Genomic DNA, 18,211 nt, shown 5'->3' on the forward strand with positions numbered 1-18,211 from the left:
CGTCAATCTCTTGCCCATGAACCCCGAAACCGACCGCCCCCAACTGACCACCCGGGAAGAAGTGATGTTCTTCGATACCGACTGCGGCCAGGTGGTCCACAACATCGCTTACCTCCGGATGATCGAAACCTGCCGCACCCGGCTTGCCTCAAAGATGGGCATGGATCTCGCATCGATGTCGGAAACCCGCCTGTTCCCCGTCGTCACCCGCACCGAGATCGACTACCGCCGACCCGCCAAGCTCGGCGACTGGCTCCTCATCCACGGAAGCCTTGGCGAAGTCGGGGCCGCCCGCTTCTGGTGCCACTTCGAAGTGCGTCGCGAGAGCAACGACGACCTCCTGATCACCTGCAAACAATCTCTCGCACTAGTGCAAATGCCTGATGGTAAGCCAGTTAGACTGCCCAAGGAGTGGAACTATTGAGTAGACCGAGTTGTCTGCCTTGAGGCGCTTGGGCAGCGCGCCACCCCCAAGGGGCCGAGGGTTGAGGGGCCAGGGGCCAAGCGAGATGGAGAGGGAAGAGGACCGCGCAGCGCTGCTGCGCATGCAGCAAGTTCACCCGACCCAACCCAACCTCAACCTCCCGCCACCAAGGACAAGCTCCGCCCGGAATCCATCTCCCCGGCAGGCATCAACCAACATCCAGATCGGAAAGATGCGCGGCAGCGCCGCGCGGTCCCTTCCTTGGACCACCCTCCAAAACTACTCGTCAGCTTCCACTGCTTCCTGATGCCGGAGCTGCCTCTTCCGTTTCCATCGCTGCCACGCCACCAGCAAAACCGAGCAGGCCACGAGATAACCCAGCACCAACAACCAGTAGGCAAGGTACGGGTCGATCGGTGGTGACCCAGGCGACGCAAACGGATCTACCGACCCATAAGGCGTCCGCCCCATCGCGGGCCTGAACCAATTCTCCCAGCGCCCGAGAAACTCCGCATGGGCCTCCGAGCCTTGCAGGAAGCTGGCAATGGAGAACCGGCCGAATTCCAAAGGAGGCGAGCCCGATGGCACGAAGGGATCATCATACGAGTTGAAGCTGAGCTCCGAAAATCCACTCGTCAGATAGAACCCGGACACGCCGGACGGCGTCGCATCCTTCCTCAGGCCCACCCAAGTGCCGTGCTGCATCGAGTCCCACCAGCACCACAGCAGGAACATCAGCCCGAAGTTAGCCAGCCAGAACAGCCGTGAGCGATACCATGGCCGGATCATCGGTTGAGTAGCTACCTTTCAAGTCTGCAACTGTCCAGCCATCGAGCCACTGGCCTCGGCCAGCTTCCCTCCACTCCGATCTCAGAAGGGTCGGCCGCCAAAGCCCAAGCTGCGTCTCACTTGCCCCCTGACCCCTCGGTCCGATCCAAGCTGATCGGTCTCGAGCTCAGCACTCCACCGACTTCGATTTCTCAAGCCACACCGCGAGCACCGCCACATCTGCCGGGGTGATCCCCGGAATCCGACCCGCCTGACCCAAGGTCGCTGGCTGGAGGTCCGAGAAGCGTTGCCGAGCCTCGATCTTGAGGCCACCAATGGCGTGGTAGTCGAGGCCCGCAGGGATCCGCTTCGACTCCTGACGAGCCATCTTCTCCACCTGCAGATGCTGACGCTGAAGGTGCCCCTCGTACTTGAGTTCCGTCTCGATCATCGGCCAAAGTTCCACGTGGAACTCCTTCAGAATCTCGGCTGGCAGCTGATCCCAGCGATTTTCGCCCCGTCGGAACCAGTGATCGAGCTTCACGCCCTCGTGGTTGAGCTTCCGGCCCCAGGCCTTGGCGCGGGCCAGCTCGGACTGCTTGTGGCGGGCTCGCTCCGTGCGTTCGCCTGAGGCCAGCCCGACCGCTTCAGCCAGCGGGGTCAGGCGCAGGTCGGCGTTGTCCTGACGGAGGAGCAGGCGGAACTCCGCCCGGCTGGTGAACATCCGATACGGCTCGGTGCAGCCCTTGGTGACCAGATCATCCACCATCACGCCCAGGTAGGCCTGATCGCGACGCAAAATGAGCGGCTCCTTCCCCTGGACCTTGAGAGCGGCATTGGCGCCCGCGAGGAGGCCTTGGCCAGCCGCCTCTTCGTATCCTGAGGTGCCATTGATCTGACCGGCAAAGTAGAGGCCTTCCACCCGCTGGGTCTCCAGCGTCGGATGCAGCTGGGTCGGCGGACAGTAGTCATACTCCACGGCATAGCCCGGACGGAGGATCTCACATCGTTCCAGTCCGGGGATGCTGCGCAGGAAATCAAGCTGCACCTCGTAGGGCAGGGAGGTCGACACACCGTTGACGTAGTATTCGTGGGTCTGTCGACCCTCCGGCTCCAGAAACACCTGATGGCGCTCCTTTTCCGCGAAGCGCACCACCTTGTCCTCAATGGACGGGCAGTAGCGGGGACCCACGCCTTCGATCACGCCGGAATACATGGGCGACTGGTCGAGGTTGGCGTGGATGATGTCGTGGGTGCCGGGGTGGGTGTAGGTGATCCAGCAGGGCGCTTGTTCCACGTGGAACGTTGAGTCTCCCCATGGATTCAGCGTGAAAGCCTCACCCGGGACACGTTCCAGCGTATCCGCCATGAAGGAGAACAGAGGAGGGGGCGTGTCGCCGTCCTGACGCTCACATTTGGAGAAATCCAGAGACCGACCGTGCAGGCGGCAGGGAGTACCGGTCTTGAAACGTTCCACGTGGAACCCCAGTGCCTTCAGGGAGTCCGACACCGTCGAAATGGCATCGCCCATGCGACCGCCCTTCTCATTCTTCAGGCCGACGTGCATCAGGCCCCGCATGAAAGTCCCCGCGGAGAGCACCACCGAGCGGGCACCGATCTCCATCCCCAGAGAAGTCCGGATCCCGATGATTCGGTCGCCCTCGGTCATCAACTCCGCCACATTCCCCTGATGAAGCTCCACCCCGGGCGTCGACTCCAGCACCCACTTCATCCGGAACTGGTAAGCTTTCTTGTCGCACTGGGTTCGCGGCGCCCGAACCGACGGCCCTTTCGAAGCATTCAGCATCCGCATCTGGATTCCCGTGGCGTCGGTATTCAGGCCCATCGCTCCGCCCAAGGCATCGATCTCCCGCACCATATGGCCCTTGGCCAAGCCACCGATCGCCGGGTTGCACGACATCTGCCCGATGGTATCGAGGTTCTGGGTGAGCACTGCCACCTCAGCACCCAGACGGGCAGCCGCCAAGGCAGCTTCAACACCAGCGTGGCCGGCACCGATCACCAGCACATCGTATTCTTTCGGGTAGCGGAACATCGTGGGAGCGCGGGACGCTAGCAGGCTTCCTCTAGGAAACAAGACTTCCCGCAGGGTGGAGAATGCCGCCGATTGCCCCGATTCCCGCCCATCCATGGGTGAGCCACCCCCAACCGAGGAAACCGTCCATTCCCCCAAGCTACAGGGTAGGCGCACGGGGTGGGCCTTCCAAGCGGGCAGGGGAAACCCTCACGACTGTTCCACGTGGAACACGGCCCCGATTCGCCTCCTGCTGGGCCGCAACCCTAAGCTTGATCCAGAATGCCCGTCTTCGCGCGGGGAAGCAGTTCGCTCAGTCGGAAGCTCTCCGAACCGGTCTGTCCCACCAGCAGAACCTCCGGATCGCCAAACTCGGCCAGCACCTGGCGACAGGCACCACAGGGCGAAACCGGCTGCTGGGTATCTGCCACCACGACCACGGCCTCGATCTCCCTCGCCCCGGCAGCCACCGCCGCCCCCAGCGCCACCCGCTCAGCGCACAGGGTCAGGCCATAGGACAGATTCTCGACGTTGCACCCCTCGAATACCGACCCATCCCTGGCCACCACCACGGCTCCAACGGCGAATTTCGAGTACGGCGCATAGGCCTTCTCCCGCACCTTCCACGCCATCTTCGTCCAGCATTCCCACTGCATGGTCTAGCCATGATCCTTTCCCTGCCCGATGGCAACATTTTCGGCTCGCTCATTAGGGCTCGATCAGGCAGGGAAGGGGGCATGCGACACACTTGGCCCGTTGCCCTCGTCATGCTCTTGCTGCTCATTGGATTCCGACTGATGAGCGCGGCCGGAGAATGGATGAATTTCTCGCCGCTTCCCGCGGTCTTCCTGTGCAGCATCGTCTTCCTTCGTGGCACGCAAGCGTGGATCCTTCCCATCGCCGCATGGCTGCTCAGCAACCCCATTGCCTCCCTCCTCCAAGGATCCAATCCGCTCACTGACACCGGAGCGGTCATCACCGCCTTCCTGACACTGGTGGCAATCGGCGCCCTCGCCCTTCCAATGAGGAAGCACCCCAAGGTCATGCCCATGCTCGGCGCCGGCATCGCTGCCGCCATCCTCTTCCATGTCGTCACCGGCATCGCTGCCTGGCTGAGCTACCCGCTGTATCCCAAGAACCTCCTTGGTCTCGAACAATCTCTCTGGTCCGGCCCGATCAATTCTCCGGTCCCCAGCTGGGTCTTCCTTCGAAACATGATTTGTTCGAACTTCCTCTTCACCCTTGCCTTTGCGCTGACCTGCCTAAAGTGGCCTGCGGTGACATCACCGACCCCCGTGGCAACAAGCCGATAAGACTTGCCCAAGATCCCCAACAGGCCCTATTCCCGCCCCGACCATGTCCTTTGCTTCCGCCGACACCCCGCAACTCGACTTCGCGAGCTCGCCGATCAATCAAAGCCTCACCCCTGAGGACAAGATCGAGCTGTTCCGCAAGATGACCCGGATCCGCCGCTTCGAGCAGGCTTCGCTCAAAAGCTTCAGTGCCGGAAAGATGGGGGGCTTCCTCCACCTCTACATCGGCCAGGAATCTGTCGCCGTCGGTACCCTCTCGCTCTGCGGCGAAAACGATCACAACATCACCGCCTACCGCTGCCACGCCCACGCCCTGGCCGTCGGCATGAGCATGAACGAGTGCATGGCCGAACTCTACGGCAAGGCCACCGGTTGCTCGAAGGGGAAGGGGGGATCGATGCACTTCTTCGCGCCGGACAAGAACTTCTGGGGCGGACACGGCATCGTCGCCGGCCAGACCCCTCTCGGACTCGGACTCGGCTACGGCCTGAAATACAAGGGACTCGAAGGCTGCGCCCTCACCTACCTCGGCGACGGAGCCGTCAACCAGGGAGCCTTCCACGAATCGCTCAACATCGCCGCCCTCTTCGAAATCCCCGTCGTCTTCATCATCGAGAACAACGGCTACTCGATGGGCACCTCGCAGAAGCGGTCATCCGCCTACCGCGGATGCCTCGCCCAGCGCGCCGAAGCCTACGACATGGACTGGGACCTCGTCGATGGATCGGATGTCTATCAGGTCCGTGCCAAGGCACACATCGCCATGGAACGGGCACGCAAGCAGCAGAAGCCCGCCGTCCTCGAGATCGCCACCTACCGCTACTACGGTCATAGTGTTGCCGATGCCAACGCCAAGAAGTACCGCACGCCGGAAGAGATCGAGAACTACAAGAAGAACCACGACCCGATCCGCCTGTGGGAGCGCCGCCTCCTGAACGAGGGCGTCCTCAGCGAGGAACTCGCCAAGCAGATCGACAACGAGGCGAAGCAGGAAGCCGCGGCAGCCGTCGAGTTCGCCGAGCAATCACCCGCACCCAAGGCCGAGGAGATCATGGATGACGTCTACTGGGAAACCGACAACGACACCGAGGCCTCCAAGGTCGGCCAGCACTTCTTCAACGACTAATTCTACGGCAAACGTAGTAGTTCATACCCTTTCCAGAAAATTTCCATGTCACGCAAACTTCAATACCGGCACGCGATTCGCGAAGCGCTTGATGAAGAACTCGCCCGCGACGAGAACGTCGTCATCATGGGTGAGGAAGTCGCCCAGTACAACGGCGCCTACAAGGTCACCGAAGGCCTGTGGGAGAAGTGGGGCTGCAAGCGCATCGTTGACACACCGATCTCCGAAGCCGGCTTCATCGGCATGGGCATCGGTGCCTCCATGCTCGGCGTCCGCCCGGTCATGGAACTCATGTTCTGGTCCTTCCACTCGGTGGCCTTCGACCAGCTCGTCAACAACGCCGCCTGCGTGCGCTACATGTCCGGTGGCCTGATCAACGTGCCCATCGTGATGCGTGGACCCGCCAACGGTGGCACCAACGTCGGCGCCACCCACTCCCACATTCCCGAAGGCCTCTTCGCCGCCTTCCCCGGCCTCAAGGTCTGCGCTCCTGCAACGCCATCCGACGCCAAGGGACTGATGAAGGCCGCCATCCGCGACAACGACCCGGTCTACGTCATGGAGAACACACTTCTCTACGGCATGGAAGGCGAAGTGCCGGATCCCGCCGACGGCGACCACGTGGTGCCGCTCGGCAAGGCCGATGTGAAACGCGAAGGCAGCGATCTTTCCATCATCGCCCACGGACGCTCGGTCATCCACGCCCTCGCGGCCGCCGAGCGGCTTCAGGAAGAAAAAGGCATCTCCGCGGAAGTCCTCGACCTCCGCTCGATCCGCCCGCTCGATACCGAGGCCATCCTCGCCACCGTGCGCAAGACCAACAACGTCCTGCTGGTCGACGAGTCAAAGGGCTTCGGCGGTGTATCCGCGATGGTTTCCCACATCATTCAGGATCAGGCGTTCGACTACCTCGACGCCCCCGTGAAGCGCGTCACCACCATCGACGCACCGGCCCTGTACTCCCCGCACCTCGAGAACGACCAACTGCCGAATCCACAGCGGATCTTCGACAAGGTCCTCTCGATGCGCTGAGCACCCCGACGGGTGACGCCCGCACAGCCGGGCACACGTACACCACCGCTTTCTCTAACAAGGGAAGGCGGGGGAGTTGATCTGTTGGACAGCGTCAACAGGGTCAGCACCTTGAGGTCTCGCCATCACGGGACATTTCGGGCATGGGTGACGGATGACGTCATCCGCCTCCTCTGATTCGCCGACCGCCAAGGTCTTCTTCTGGTCGCTGGCCTCGGCCCTGGCGGGTTTTCTGTTCGGCTTCGATACCGTCGTCATCTCCGGTGCCGAGAAGACCATCCAGGAACTGTGGGGGCTTGGAGCCGGTGCCCACGGATTCGCCATGAGCGCCGCCCTTTGGGGGACCGTGGTCGGATCCCTCATCGGCGGCTACCCGACGGATCACTTCGGACGGAGGAAGACGCTCATCTCCATCGGCCTGCTCTACCTCGTCTCCGCCCTGTGGTCCGCCATCGCCGGCGACGTGAATTCCTTCATGATCGCGCGCTTCATCGGTGGACTCGGCATCGGCATCTCGACGGTGGCCTCGCCACTGTACATCTCGGAGATCTCACCCGCCGGGAGTCGTGGACGCCTTGCCGGCATGTTCCAGTTCAACATCGTGTTCGGGATCCTTGTCGCCTTCCTGTCGAACTACTTGATTGCCCGTAGTTTCCCCACCGAGGTCGCGTGGCGCTGGATGCTCGGCATCGAAGCCATCCCGGCCATCCTCTACTTCGGCTTCTGCTTCACCCTTCCCGAAAGCCCCCGCTGGCTGATCTCGCGTGCCGGACGAAAGGAGGAAGGCCGCGCCGTCCTCAAGCTCATCCAGCCGTCGGCCAGCGAACAGGAACTCGATTCCCTCGTCGACGAGATCAGCGAAGCAGCCGCCAAGACCGAGAAATCCACCCACGGCTTCTGGTCGGCACGCCTCAAGATCCCCATTCTCCTCGCCTTCCTGATCGCGTTCTTCAACCAGCTCTCGGGGATCAACGCCATCCTCTACTTCGCTCCACGCATCTTCGAACTCACCGGCCTCGGCCAGAAGGCGGCACTGCTTCAGTCCGTCGGCATCGGTGTCACCAACCTGATCTTCACCTTCGTCGGTCTGTGGCTGATCGACCGACTCGGCCGGCGCACGCTGCTCTACATCGGCTCGATCGGATACATTGCCTCACTGGGGATGTGCGCCTGGGCCTTCTCCTCGGAGAATTTTGCCATCGTCCCGTACTGCATCTTCGCATTCATCGCCGCCCACGCCGTCGGCCAGGGGGCGGTCATCTGGGTGTTCATCTCGGAAATCTTTCCCAACCAGTTCCGTGCGACCGGTCAGTCACTCGGCTGCTTCACCCACTGGATCTTCGCCGCACTGCTGACCATGTTCTTCCCGCGGATGGTCACCGCCTTCGAGCCGAGCATCGTATTCGGCTTCTTCTGCGGGATGATGGTGCTCCAGCTCATCTGGGTGAAATTGATGGTCGTCGAAACCAAAGGAGTCCCGCTCGAAGAGGTCGAACGCAAGCTCGGCGTGCACTCCTGAGCGAGCAAAGTCACGACACCGTAATCACATCGCGGCAATTTCAGTTCGAGCATGCCGCTCCAGCCAACATTTTTCGTTGCCAGTCGGGCACCCGTCTCTAGCATTGGCCCCCATATGACGCTTACCCTCCGCGTGATTATTGTGGCAGCTGCCTGTGCAGCCCTGTCTTCCTGCTGCTGCCTCTTCTAACTGACATCATTTATGAAAAACCTGATCCTGTTCCTGCCGGTCCTCATTGCGACTCTCCTTTCCTCATGCGGCTGCGGTGGACGCCTGCCAGGCGTCGCCGGAACCTACGAAGAAACCTACAAGGCCAAGACCTGCGGGTATGACATCATCCGTGAAGAGAAGGTGATCGATGCCAAGAGCGGCCTCGTCGAAGTCACCGAAACCAAGGTTCCACGCTACAAGGAAAAGACCCGCAAGGTCTACGTAAGCTGCCCGAAGTGCGTCCGTTTCTACTGCCTCGACAAGGGCTGCTGCGGATCCAGCACCGAAGCTGCACGGAAAATGGCGACTGCCCAGCCACCATCCGGAAGCCCTCATATGGGTCTCATCCCGACGATGAAGAACATCGTTCCGGGAACCTGAACCGGACGAATTGATTTCCAAAGCGGAGCACCCGAAAGGGCGCTCCGCTTTTTTCTTTCCCCCATTGACCGCAAAAACACTGGAAAAGCGACCCGCTTGGGCCCAGCTTCACCGCCAACCCTCTCTCACTTCCTACTTCATCCATGGCCATCAATATCGAAATGCCCAAGCTCTCGGACACCATGACCGAGGGCACCCTCATCAAATGGCACAAGCAAGTCGGCGACGAGGTCGAGATCGGCGACATCATCGCTGAGGTCGAGACCGACAAGGCAACCATGGAAATGGAAGCTTTCGACGAAGGAACCCTCACCGAAGTGCTCGTGCAGGAAGGTGACAAGGCGCCCATCGGCTCCGTTCTCGCCGTGCTCGATGGCGACGACGCCGGTGCCGCAACAGCGCCCGCCGAAGCCAAGCCGGCCGCTGAAGAGGCCCCAGCAGCCTCTGCTGAGCCCGAAACCGCTCCCGCTTCCTCGACGCCTGCCCCGTCGGCTCCCCAGTCCGCCGACGGAGAGCGTCTGAAATCTTCACCTCTGGCCCGCAAGATCGCCGACGAAAAAGGTGTCGATATCACCACCGTCACCGGCTCCGGCCCGGGGGGACGCATCGTCCGTGCCGACGTGGAAGCCGCTGCCTCGGGCGCCTCGAAGCCATCCAGCCAGGCCAGCGCCGCTGCCGGTCTCGCCGCTGCAGCCAAGTCCCGCGCGACCACGCCCGCCCCGGCTGCTGCTGCACCCGCCGCTCAGGCGATCCAGCCGAACGCCAAGGAAGAGGACGAAATCGTCGAGCTCTCCTCGATGCGCAAGATCATCGCCGAGCGTCTGCTCACCTCGAAGCAAACCATCCCTCACTTCTACCTCCACGTGGAAGTCGACGTGGCACCGCTGATGGCACTGCGGAAGCAGATCAATGCCCAAGCCGAGCAGACCCACGGCAACAAGTACTCGGTGAATGATTTCGTGCTCAAGGCCGCCATCAACGCCGCCCAAGCCGTGCCGGCCGTGAATGCCTCCTTCGCTGGCGACTCCATCGTCCAGTTCGCCAGCGTCGGCATGTCCGTCGCCATCGCCGTAGAAGACGGGCTGGTCACCCCGGTCATCAAGCAGGCCGAAACCAAGTCCCTGCTGCAGATTTCGCGCGAGGTGAAGGACATGGCCGTGCGTGCCCGCGACAAGAAACTCAAGCCGAACGAATTCGACGGCGGCACCATCACCGTGTCGAACCTCGGGGCGTGGGGCGTGGAGAGCTTCGATGCCATCGTCAACCCACCTCAGTCGCTCATCATCTCCGTGGGCTCGGCCATCGAGAAACCCGTCGTGAAGGACGGACAGATCGTCCCCGGCCTGCGCATGAATGTCGGAGTCAGCTGCGACCACCGTGTCGTCGATGGCGCCGTGGGTGCCGCCTTCCTCGCCGAGCTCAAGAAGCTCCTCGAGCAGCCGGCCCTGATGCTGATCTGAGGCCCTCGGAAATCGATTCTCACAAGGCGGCAAGGTCCATCGACCCTGCCGCCTTTTTCGTGCCCTCATGGCAAGCTGGGTGGCTCCCACCGTGGCGGACGTCGTGGTCCCGAATCCTGCCGCGCGAATCTGGCGATCTCCACTTGCGCGATGGCTGGATCAGACCGATGGCATGGGTGCGGTCCGGAAGGGCAGGCAGGTGGCCGGGTTGTGCACATCGTTAGAGGAGGTTCTCTTTTTTAACCAAAGAGATTCTTCTTCTTAAGCATGTGGATAACCCGGCGAAATCCATGTTCCACTTAGGGGCTCTAGCATTCCACGGCTGCAACAAGTTCGGGAGAAGCCTTGGGAAACTCCCGATAAGCCCGGATGGGGATTCTGCCCCTCGGCGTTCTCCACGAGTTACTCCGGGTTATTCCCAATCCACCCACAGTCTACCGGGTCACTTCGGGGGTCTTCTTGAAGGGATCGTAGAAGTGGGTGCCCTGTTCGGTGAGCCTCGGCAGTTCCTTCCGCAGTCGCTTCATGAATGAATCCACGTTCTTCCGCGCCGGGCTCGTCCACGCTGCCTCGGAAAGCGCGAGCAGACGCGGAAAGGTCATGAAGTCGCGACGTTCCTGGGTGACGGTGGTCTCGGTCCACAGGCATGCCTGGATGCCGAGGATGCGGGGATTCGCTGCTACGCTTGGATCGATCCCCGAGTCCGGGAAATGGTAGACATCATCGATCGGGTTGAAGCCACCCCAGCGTCGGCCGCTCTGGTGGGACTCATGCTGGACGAAGTCGAAATACATCGGACGCCGGGGACACAGCACCACCGGGTAGTCGTCGGCAAGTGCCTTGGACAGGATGCCCGGCTTGTCGTGCCGCCACCAGAAGATGAGGGTCTGGTCGGTCGGTAGTTCGCGGGCGGCGATCTCGTCCCAGCCACCGACGGTGAAGCCGAGGTCGCGGATCCTGGACGCCATGCGTCGATTGAACCAGGCCTCCACCTCGGCAAGGGTGGTGAATCCTTCCTTCTTCATCAGCGCCTTCACGTCCGGCAGTTCATTCCATTTCTTCCACCCGAAGTGGACCTCGTCGCCGCCGAAATGGATCACCCCGGCATCGGGAAAAAGCTCGGCGACTTCGCCCAGCACAGTGTCGAGGAATTCCAGGGTGGCGGGCTTGGCTGGGTTGAAGGTGAAGTTCGGCCATTTGTCGGTGCTTCCCTTCTTCAGATACCCTCCGCCACCGAGCTCGGGGTAGGCGAGCACAGCCGCGTCCGCGTGGCCGGGCATGTCAATTTCCGGAATGATGGTGATGTGGCGGGCCTTCGCGTAGTCGACGATGCTCCGGATCTGATCCTGGGTGTAGAATTGGCGGGGCGCATCCGGGCGTCGGTCGCTTTCGGATCCACGGGAGCCGATCTCGGTCAGCTTCGGGTAGCTCTTGATCTCGATTCGCCAGCCAGCCGAGTCGGTGAGGTGCCAATGGAATCGGTTCAGTTTAAATCGAGCCATCTCGTCGAGCAGCTTCTTCACCCCGGCCTCGCCGGTGAACTCGCGGGATTCATCAAGCATGAAGCCGCGCCATCCGAATCGCGGTTGATCGCGGATGATGCCGCACGGCAGACTAAGCGACCCCTCCTTGGACCCTGCGTCTTCGAGCATCTGGATCAGCGTCTGCAGACCGTAGAAGTGGCCTTCCGGGGTGGCGGCGTGGACGATGAGCGTCTTCGGCCGGATCCGGATCATGTAACCCTCACCTTCCGGTTTTGGCAGCTCCCGCGGGATTGGGTCATTACTGAGAAACTGGATTGCACACGCGACATCCATGGGCGCGAGGGCCAGCTCGAAGCCCGCAGCCTTCGACAGCGCGGCGATGGTCTCCTTCTGGACCGACATCGAGGTGTGTACGTAGGCGCCCGGGTCGAGCACGAACACATCCTCGGTCGTGGTGACTTCCAGCGGCATGGGAATCACCGCCAGCTCGGCCGCCTGCGCGACATGGGAACTCATGAAAACCCCGAATAAAGCGACCAAAATGCCAGTCTTCATGACGCACACCGTGCCGAAACCCTCCCATCGCGTCCAGTGCCAAGGAAGCTGCTCCACGCAGAGTCGCGGCTTGCCGGAGTGGGGCCGGGCGTCTATGCCACGGGGCGTGGAAGAGACCCGCGTTGTATGTGCCGACGATCAGGAGATGGACGATGCGGTCCGTGAGGCGACCGCCTTGCTGGAGCGCGGTGAAGTCGTCGCCCTGCCGACCGAGACGGTGTATGGCCTCGGAGCCGATGCCTTGAATGCCGATGCCGTGGCCAAGGTGTTCGCCGCCAAGGAGCGGCCGAGCTTTGACCCGCTCATCGTCCATATCGGTGCCTACACCGATCTGGAAGAAGTGGCACAGATCCCCGAGGACATCGCACCCACGGTGAAGAAACTCACCTCCGCGTTCTGGCCGGGACCCCTCACCATCATCCTGCCGAAGACCGACAAGGTGCCCGATCTGGTGACCAGCGGGCTCGACACCGTCGCGGTGCGTCAGAGCGGCAACAAGATCTTCCGCGCCATCGGCAAGAAACTCGGCCGCCCGATCGCCGCGCCCAGCGCCAACCGCTTCGGCCGCATCTCGCCGACCTCCGCTTCGGCCGTTATGAAGGAACTCAGCGGTCGCATTCCGCTCATCATCGATGGCGGCGCCTGCCGCGATGGCTTGGAAAGCACCATCGTCCGCATCGAAGCCGGTGAGAAACGGCCGACCATCCACATCCTGCGCCCCGGACCGGTGACCAAGAAGGAACTGCAAAACTTCGGCAAGGTGATCCTGAAGAAGAAGCGCGTGACCACCGACCCCGAGGCCCCCGGGCAGTTGGAGAGCCACTACGCGCCGACCACGCCGCTGCTTCTCTTCGACAAGCCGGAAGACTTTCAGCCCGAAGAGGGCAAACGCTACGGACTGCTCAGCTACAAGGGCGATCCGAAGGCCGGCTACATCGATGCCCACGAGTGGGCGATGGTCGAAGCACTCAGCCCGGGCAGCGGCAAGCTTCCCGAAGCCTCGGTGCGCCTGTTCCACATCATGCGCGTGCTCGATGAAGCTGGGCTCGATGCGATCGTCTCCGAACCGGTGAGCGAAACCGGTCTCGGTCAGGCGATCATGGACCGGTTGCGTCGCGCGTCGGCCAACGGGTAGGTTCTTCATCGGGACTTCATTGCCCGCGCATTCAAACGACCCACGGTTCAACCAACATGCTCCGCGCCCTCTCCACCGTCGGTGGTTTCACCATGATGAGCCGTATCCTCGGGCTCGTCCGGGAGATCTTCATGGCGGCGTTTCTCGGGACGGGCATCGTGACGGATGCCTTCTATGCGGCCTTGCGCCTGCCTAACATGTTTCGCCGGATTTTCGGGGAGGGCGCTTTCAACTCCGCCTTCGTCCCGCTCTTCGGTCGCGACCTTGCCGAAGGAAACATCGAGACGGCCCATCGCTTTGCGCGCAATGCGTTCTCCTGGTTGGGAGGGATCCTGCTGATTGCCACGGTCATTCTGATCCCCGGCATGCCGTGGTTCGCCAAGGTCCTGGTGCCGCTCGCCGGACCCGAGACCTTCGAGCTGGTCGTGGCTTACGCGCGCATCATGTTCAGCTACCTGCTGTGCATGGCACTCTCCGCCCACCTCAGCGGAGTCCTGAACAGCATGCGGATCTTCGCCATGCCGGCCTTCGCGCCGGTGCTCCTGAACGTCCTCATGCTTCTGGTTCTCGGGGTGGTGGTGCCGATGGCACATCTGCAGGGGAACCTCGAGGAGATCGGACGTTTGGTTTCGTGGTCGGTCTGCACCGCAGGTTTCGCCCAGCTCGCCCTTCTGTGGGTGACCTGTTGGAGAAAGGGAGTTCGACTCTATCCGGTGAAACCGACCATGAGCCCCCGCATCCGTCGCTTGGGACGGTTGATGGGGCCCGGCGTCCTCGCCGCGGGCATTCAGCAGATCAACCTCGTGATCGGCACCGCGATCGCGTCCTCGCAGGAATCCGCGATCGGAAGCCTGAACTACGCCGACCGCCTGTTCCAGATGCCGAACGGGATGATCGGTGCGGCGTTCGGCGTCGTCCTTCTTCCCGAGATCACCCGGCTCCTGCGGACGCAGGATGAGCTCGGTGCGAACGATGCGGTCGGCAAGGGCGTGCTCTTCTCCATGCTGCTGACACTGCCGGCCGCCGTGGCCTTCGTCTGCACGCCGCAGGCCTTCGTGGGTCCGATCTACGAACGGCTCGAATTCACCTCCGAGGACACCCTCCATGTGTCCCGCACCCTCGCCGCCTTTGCGGTGGGTCTTCCCGCCTACGTATTGGTAAAAGTACTACAAGCGGGGTATTTCGCACGGGAGAACACGAAGTCACCCATGTTCATCGCCGGGGCGACGGTGGCGGTGAATGTGATCGCCAGTCTGGTGCTGTTCAGGTTCTACGGCTTCGTCGGCATCGCAATCGCCACTTCCATTGCCGGCTGGGTCAACGTGCTGCTTCTTGTGATCGGCCTCCGTGGGAAGATGGGGCTGGGTCCGAAGCGCAGGGGCCAACTTGTCCGCACCTTTTTCGCCGCCGCGGCGATGGGAGCCGTGGTGTGGTTTGCGGACCTTGGCATGGAGAGCTGGTTCGACGGCGCCCAGTGGCAGCGGATCGTGGCCATGCTGCTCCTCGTCGGTGTCGGCTTCAGTGCCTATGCCCTGCTCGCCCTGGCGCTCAAGGCGACCTCCATCACCGAGCTCAAGGCCGGCTTCCGTCGCTAACCGACGAGCGCAGCGAGTCTTTGGAGTGCGGTGGCCGGCCACCGCTTTCCGAGCAACCCTCCAGCTCCCGCTCATCCAGAGCACTCCGCAAAGCTCAGCAGTCCCGGCGATTCATCGACACCACGCGCGATTTCCGGCACTTGCGCGAAAGTGAATTGATCGTAGCCTCCTAGCAGCATGGGGAAGAAACGAATTCTGATTCAGGCAGCGATTCTACTCGCGGTCGCATGGGCGGTCGTGATCGGAGTGCGAGCTGTGGCTGGATCCCAGAGAATCACTGCCGAGAAGATCTCGCAGACGATCGCCGAAGCGGACTTCGGGGATTGGTCGACGGGGGTTCCGGCGGGCGCTTCGTTGGAGGATCGGGAAGATCAACTCCTCGAGATTGTCGACATGATCAACCGCCTAGATTTCGCCGAACGGGAAAGAACCCGGGACAACCGGACCGGCGAGGAGTTCTTCCGCAAGCTGGCACCGGCGGAGAAGGACCGCTTCGTCAAACTGACCGTGGCCAAGACGATGGAAACCATGCTGCGTGCCCTCGACGGGATGCCGCCCGAAGAGCGGAAGAAAATCGTGGAGGACGGCCTGCGTGACATCGAATCCGGACGCACTGCCGAGGAAATGTCACGGACCCGGGAGCTGAGTGACGAACTGCTGAACCAGATTACCTCGGAGGGGATGAAGGCCTACTTCGAGGAAACCAGTGCCGAAACGAAGCTCGACCTCGCCCCGTTGATGGAAGCGATGGACGGCGTGGTGAAAGGACTCCGCGCCCACGACTTCGGGCCTCCCCAGTAACCAATCTCCGACGCATGAAAGCCGCCACCCGCATCGCCGCTCCAGGATTTAGCCTGACGGAATTGATCGTCACGGTCCTGATCGTGGCTGCGTTGGCCGGCATCGGCTTCCCCATCGTCCGCAAGGGACTTGAATCATCGCACAAGGCAGGCTGCCTCTCGAACCTCCGCCAGATCGGGCTGGGCCTCGAATCCTACCTTCAGGACAACTCGCAGGTCATGCCGATGCTGGAAACCGGTCGACGTTCGCGCGACGAGGACATCCCGGTGCTGGAGAACACGCTCGACCAGTACCTTGAAACCGAGGAGGTCTTCCGCTGCCCGGCGGACCGCGAGGTCTTCGCCGCCACCGGATCGAGCTACATCTGGAACAGCACGCAGAGTGGGCTGCGCCGGACCCAACTGGAATTCTTCGGCACGGATGACCCGGGTCGCATCCCATTGGTCATCGACAAGGAGGCATGGCATCCGGGTGCAGACACCGGATCGAATTTCCTGTATGCCAACATGACCACCGGCAACCGCGTGAGCTTCGCGGTCTCCCCCTGATCATCTGCCGCCATGCTGGAACTCGAATCACTGCACAAAAAATTCGCCGGAAAGCCGGCGCTCGAAGGAGTCTCCTTCCGCGTCGAAGAAGGAGAAATCTATGGCCTGCTGGGTCACAACGGCGCCGGCAAGAGCACCACGCTCGGGATCATCCTCGGCATGGTCGCACCGGACTCCGGAGAGGCCCGCATCGGAGGAGTCTCGGTCCAGCAGAAGCGGGCGCAGGCACTTCGCGCCGTCGGCTCCATCTTCGAAAGCCCCTGCTTCTACGAGTATCTGAGCGGATGGGAAAACCTGCGCATCCTGAGCAGCTACTCCGGGCCCTTTGACAAAGCGGCTGCGGAGGATGCCATCGAGCGGGTCGGCCTGACCGAACGCATCGGATCGAAAGTCCGGACCTACTCCCATGGCATGCGCCAGCGCCTGGCCCTCGCCCAGGCCTTGCTGCCCATGCCCCGCGTGCTGTTGCTGGATGAGCCGACCGACGGGCTCGATCCGGAAGGCATCAAGTGGTTCCGGGATTTCATCCTCGGCCTCCGTCGTGAGCGGGGAATGACCGTGCTTTTCAACTCCCACCTCCTTGCCGAGGTCGAACAGATGTGTGACCGCGTCGCCATCCTGAAGAAGGGCAAGCGCGTGTATGAAGGCAGTGTGGCGTCGTTGCAGAGCGAGGAGAAGATCTTCGAGCTGGAGGTGGACCCCTGGCCGAAGGCTGCCAAGTTCCTCGAACTCCAAGGCTGCAAGATCCTGTCCGACGGTCGGATCTCGATGCCTCCCGAGCTGGATCCCGCTGTGATGGTGGCCGCCCTGGTGGGACTTGAAGTCCGCGTGTCCTCCTTCGCTCCTGTCAGGCATTCCCTCGAAGACCTTTACCTCGAAATCACCCGATGATGTTCCTTGGACAACTCCGCGGGGAACTCCGCAAGCTCTTCGCCCGCCCGCGGACCTACATGGGCTACGCGGCCTTCTTCATCATGGAGCTGCTCATCGTGGTCGTCTACCGGTTCACCGATGGACAACGCTACATGCGCCAGCTGATGGAGCGGAACGGGCTCGAGTCCGACTTCTACTACAGTTCCCTTACTTTGACCTTCCTGGTCATGATCATCAGCATGGCGTTGCTCGGTTCGATCTTCTTCGCGCTGGTCGCCGGCGACGTGGTGGCAAAGGAGACCGAGGACGGGAACCTCCGCCTGGTGCTTGCCCGTCCCATCAGCCGACTGCGGCTGTTGCTGGTGAAGTATGCGGCCGTCTCGATCTACACCTTCACCTTCGTGTTCTTCGTCGGCATCAGCGGCTACCTGATGGCGGGGGCGGCCGTGGGTTGGGACGGGGGGCTGTTCGTTTCCGAACCGAAGATGAAGGTGTTCGCCGCCTATGGTGACTGGACGGAGGGCATGCTGCGCCTGGCATCGGGCGCGACCGGGATCGGGATCAGCATGATCACGCTCAGTTCGTTGGCCTTCATGTTCTCCTGCTTCCGGATCAAGCCGGCCGCGGCGACCATCGTCACGCTGGCGATCCTGTTCGTGGACATGATCCTGCAGAATTTCCCCTTCTTCCGGCCCTTCCAGGAATACTTCATCACCTGGCGGATGAGTTGCTGGGTCTACCTCTTCGAATATGACGTGTCCTGGCCGAAATTGATCGAAGCTTATGCCTTCCTCGGTGGGCTGAATTTCACCTTCTTCCTGATTGGCTACCTCGCGTTCCAACTCCGGGATTTCAAGACCTGAGGGCCGCGGCCGGGTGTCATCGGCCGTTTGTGCCGGAATCACCCCAATCTGGCCGCGGCGAAAAAACATCGTCCAAACGCAACTTTTTG

At 62.0% G+C, this 18,211-nt stretch carries 17 protein-coding genes; 13 read left to right on the forward strand and 4 right to left on the reverse strand.

Translation table 11 applies throughout. The features are described 5' to 3' along the window. Positions 1-16 precede the first annotated feature (16 nt). Positions 17-424 (forward strand): acyl-CoA thioesterase, encoded by a 408-nt coding sequence (locus tag JIN81_RS06640; protein WP_200277875.1) that lies wholly within the window; start codon positions 17-19, stop codon positions 422-424. 279 nt (positions 425-703) lie between these two features. On the opposite strand, the gene JIN81_RS06645 is transcribed toward JIN81_RS06640, so the two are convergent. From JIN81_RS06645 to JIN81_RS06655, 3 genes are all read right to left on the reverse strand, one after another. Then, on the reverse strand, positions 704-1,213 hold the full coding sequence (locus tag JIN81_RS06645) for a hypothetical protein (protein ID WP_200277877.1): 510 nt from the start codon (positions 1,211-1,213) through the stop codon (positions 704-706). Positions 1,214-1,379: 166 nt separating this feature from the next. After that, positions 1,380-3,248: a tRNA uridine-5-carboxymethylaminomethyl(34) synthesis enzyme MnmG gene (mnmG, locus tag JIN81_RS06650; protein WP_200277878.1), complete on the reverse strand. Its 1,869-nt coding sequence runs from the start codon at positions 3,246-3,248 to the stop codon at positions 1,380-1,382. 245 nt (positions 3,249-3,493) lie between these two features. Further along, a complete protein-coding gene (locus JIN81_RS06655; protein ID WP_200277880.1) occupies positions 3,494-3,883 on the reverse strand; it encodes a cytidine deaminase in 390 nt (129 codons plus the stop codon). 9 nt (positions 3,884-3,892) lie between these two features. Here JIN81_RS06655 and JIN81_RS06660 point away from each other — a divergent pair, with 9 nt between their 5' ends. The 6 genes from JIN81_RS06660 (at position 3,893) to JIN81_RS06685 (ending at position 10,268) form a co-directional block, all read left to right on the forward strand. After that, positions 3,893-4,540: a DUF6580 family putative transport protein gene (locus JIN81_RS06660; protein WP_200277882.1), complete on the forward strand. Its 648-nt coding sequence runs from the start codon at positions 3,893-3,895 to the stop codon at positions 4,538-4,540. Between the two features lie 43 nt (positions 4,541-4,583). After that, positions 4,584-5,666: a pyruvate dehydrogenase (acetyl-transferring) E1 component subunit alpha gene (gene pdhA, locus JIN81_RS06665; RefSeq protein WP_200277884.1), complete on the forward strand. Its 1,083-nt coding sequence runs from the start codon at positions 4,584-4,586 to the stop codon at positions 5,664-5,666. A gap of 45 nt (positions 5,667-5,711) precedes the next feature. Continuing rightward, positions 5,712-6,698 carry an alpha-ketoacid dehydrogenase subunit beta gene (locus JIN81_RS06670; protein WP_200277886.1) on the forward strand — a complete coding sequence of 329 codons (987 nt, stop codon included), beginning with the start codon at positions 5,712-5,714 and terminating at the stop codon, positions 6,696-6,698. Positions 6,699-6,852: 154 nt separating this feature from the next. Next, a complete protein-coding gene (locus tag JIN81_RS06675) occupies positions 6,853-8,217 on the forward strand; it encodes a sugar porter family MFS transporter (RefSeq protein WP_200277888.1) in 1,365 nt (454 codons plus the stop codon). A 201-nt stretch (positions 8,218-8,418) separates the two neighbouring features. Continuing rightward, on the forward strand, positions 8,419-8,808 hold the full coding sequence (locus tag JIN81_RS06680) for a hypothetical protein (protein ID WP_200277890.1): 390 nt from the start codon (positions 8,419-8,421) through the stop codon (positions 8,806-8,808). A 143-nt stretch (positions 8,809-8,951) separates the two neighbouring features. After that, a complete protein-coding gene (locus JIN81_RS06685; protein ID WP_200277892.1) occupies positions 8,952-10,268 on the forward strand; it encodes a pyruvate dehydrogenase complex dihydrolipoamide acetyltransferase in 1,317 nt (438 codons plus the stop codon). Positions 10,269-10,702: 434 nt separating this feature from the next. Here JIN81_RS06685 and JIN81_RS06690 read toward each other — a convergent pair whose 3' ends face one another. Continuing rightward, positions 10,703-12,268, reverse strand: a complete 1,566-nt coding sequence (locus JIN81_RS06690; protein WP_200277894.1) for a beta-N-acetylhexosaminidase — start codon at positions 12,266-12,268, stop codon at positions 10,703-10,705. 184 nt (positions 12,269-12,452) lie between these two features. Here JIN81_RS06690 and JIN81_RS06695 point away from each other — a divergent pair, with 184 nt between their 5' ends. The 6 genes from JIN81_RS06695 (at position 12,453) to JIN81_RS06720 (ending at position 18,122) form a co-directional block, all read left to right on the forward strand. Continuing rightward, on the forward strand, positions 12,453-13,442 hold the full coding sequence (locus JIN81_RS06695; RefSeq protein ID WP_200278351.1) for an L-threonylcarbamoyladenylate synthase: 990 nt from the start codon (positions 12,453-12,455) through the stop codon (positions 13,440-13,442). A 56-nt stretch (positions 13,443-13,498) separates the two neighbouring features. Then, the gene (murJ, locus tag JIN81_RS06700) at positions 13,499-15,037 is read left to right on the forward strand and encodes a murein biosynthesis integral membrane protein MurJ (protein ID WP_200277896.1); all 1,539 of its coding nucleotides are present in this window, start codon (positions 13,499-13,501) and stop codon (positions 15,035-15,037) included. 177 nt (positions 15,038-15,214) lie between these two features. Continuing rightward, positions 15,215-15,838: a hypothetical protein gene (locus tag JIN81_RS06705; protein ID WP_200277898.1), complete on the forward strand. Its 624-nt coding sequence runs from the start codon at positions 15,215-15,217 to the stop codon at positions 15,836-15,838. 14 nt (positions 15,839-15,852) lie between these two features. Beyond that, positions 15,853-16,386 carry a type II secretion system protein gene (locus JIN81_RS06710; protein ID WP_200277900.1) on the forward strand — a complete coding sequence of 178 codons (534 nt, stop codon included), beginning with the start codon at positions 15,853-15,855 and terminating at the stop codon, positions 16,384-16,386. A 12-nt stretch (positions 16,387-16,398) separates the two neighbouring features. Continuing rightward, positions 16,399-17,277 carry an ABC transporter ATP-binding protein gene (locus JIN81_RS06715; RefSeq protein WP_200277902.1) on the forward strand — a complete coding sequence of 293 codons (879 nt, stop codon included), beginning with the start codon at positions 16,399-16,401 and terminating at the stop codon, positions 17,275-17,277. After that, on the forward strand, positions 17,274-18,122 hold the full coding sequence (locus tag JIN81_RS06720; RefSeq protein ID WP_200277903.1) for an ABC transporter permease: 849 nt from the start codon (positions 17,274-17,276) through the stop codon (positions 18,120-18,122). The genes JIN81_RS06715 and JIN81_RS06720 overlap by 4 nt, the downstream gene beginning before the upstream one ends. Positions 18,123-18,211: the final 89 nt, after the last annotated feature.

The sequence above is a fragment of the Haloferula rosea genome (genome assembly GCF_016595525.1).
GTDB lineage: Bacteria > Verrucomicrobiota > Verrucomicrobiia > Verrucomicrobiales > Akkermansiaceae > Haloferula > Haloferula rosea.

What these genes read in the sequence shown, in the direction of transcription:
- JIN81_RS06640 (WP_200277875.1), top strand. Translation starts at nt 17, where the DNA reads ATGAACCCCGAAACCGACCGCCCCCAACTGACCACCCGGGAAGAAGTG.
- JIN81_RS06645 (WP_200277877.1), bottom strand. Translation starts at nt 1,213, where the DNA reads ATGATCCGGCCATGGTATCGCTCACGGCTGTTCTGGCTGGCTAACTTC.
- mnmG (WP_200277878.1), bottom strand. Translation starts at nt 3,248, where the DNA reads ATGTTCCGCTACCCGAAAGAATACGATGTGCTGGTGATCGGTGCCGGC.
- JIN81_RS06655 (WP_200277880.1), bottom strand. Translation starts at nt 3,883, where the DNA reads ATGCAGTGGGAATGCTGGACGAAGATGGCGTGGAAGGTGCGGGAGAAG.
- JIN81_RS06660 (WP_200277882.1), top strand. Translation starts at nt 3,893, where the DNA reads ATGATCCTTTCCCTGCCCGATGGCAACATTTTCGGCTCGCTCATTAGG.
- pdhA (WP_200277884.1), top strand. Translation starts at nt 4,584, where the DNA reads ATGTCCTTTGCTTCCGCCGACACCCCGCAACTCGACTTCGCGAGCTCG.
- JIN81_RS06670 (WP_200277886.1), top strand. Translation starts at nt 5,712, where the DNA reads ATGTCACGCAAACTTCAATACCGGCACGCGATTCGCGAAGCGCTTGAT.
- JIN81_RS06675 (WP_200277888.1), top strand. Translation starts at nt 6,853, where the DNA reads ATGACGTCATCCGCCTCCTCTGATTCGCCGACCGCCAAGGTCTTCTTC.
- JIN81_RS06680 (WP_200277890.1), top strand. Translation starts at nt 8,419, where the DNA reads ATGAAAAACCTGATCCTGTTCCTGCCGGTCCTCATTGCGACTCTCCTT.
- JIN81_RS06685 (WP_200277892.1), top strand. Translation starts at nt 8,952, where the DNA reads ATGGCCATCAATATCGAAATGCCCAAGCTCTCGGACACCATGACCGAG.
- JIN81_RS06690 (WP_200277894.1), bottom strand. Translation starts at nt 12,268, where the DNA reads ATGAGTTCCCATGTCGCGCAGGCGGCCGAGCTGGCGGTGATTCCCATG.
- JIN81_RS06695 (WP_200278351.1), top strand. Translation starts at nt 12,453, where the DNA reads ATGGACGATGCGGTCCGTGAGGCGACCGCCTTGCTGGAGCGCGGTGAA.
- murJ (WP_200277896.1), top strand. Translation starts at nt 13,499, where the DNA reads ATGCTCCGCGCCCTCTCCACCGTCGGTGGTTTCACCATGATGAGCCGT.
- JIN81_RS06705 (WP_200277898.1), top strand. Translation starts at nt 15,215, where the DNA reads ATGGGGAAGAAACGAATTCTGATTCAGGCAGCGATTCTACTCGCGGTC.
- JIN81_RS06710 (WP_200277900.1), top strand. Translation starts at nt 15,853, where the DNA reads ATGAAAGCCGCCACCCGCATCGCCGCTCCAGGATTTAGCCTGACGGAA.
- JIN81_RS06715 (WP_200277902.1), top strand. Translation starts at nt 16,399, where the DNA reads ATGCTGGAACTCGAATCACTGCACAAAAAATTCGCCGGAAAGCCGGCG.
- JIN81_RS06720 (WP_200277903.1), top strand. Translation starts at nt 17,274, where the DNA reads ATGATGTTCCTTGGACAACTCCGCGGGGAACTCCGCAAGCTCTTCGCC.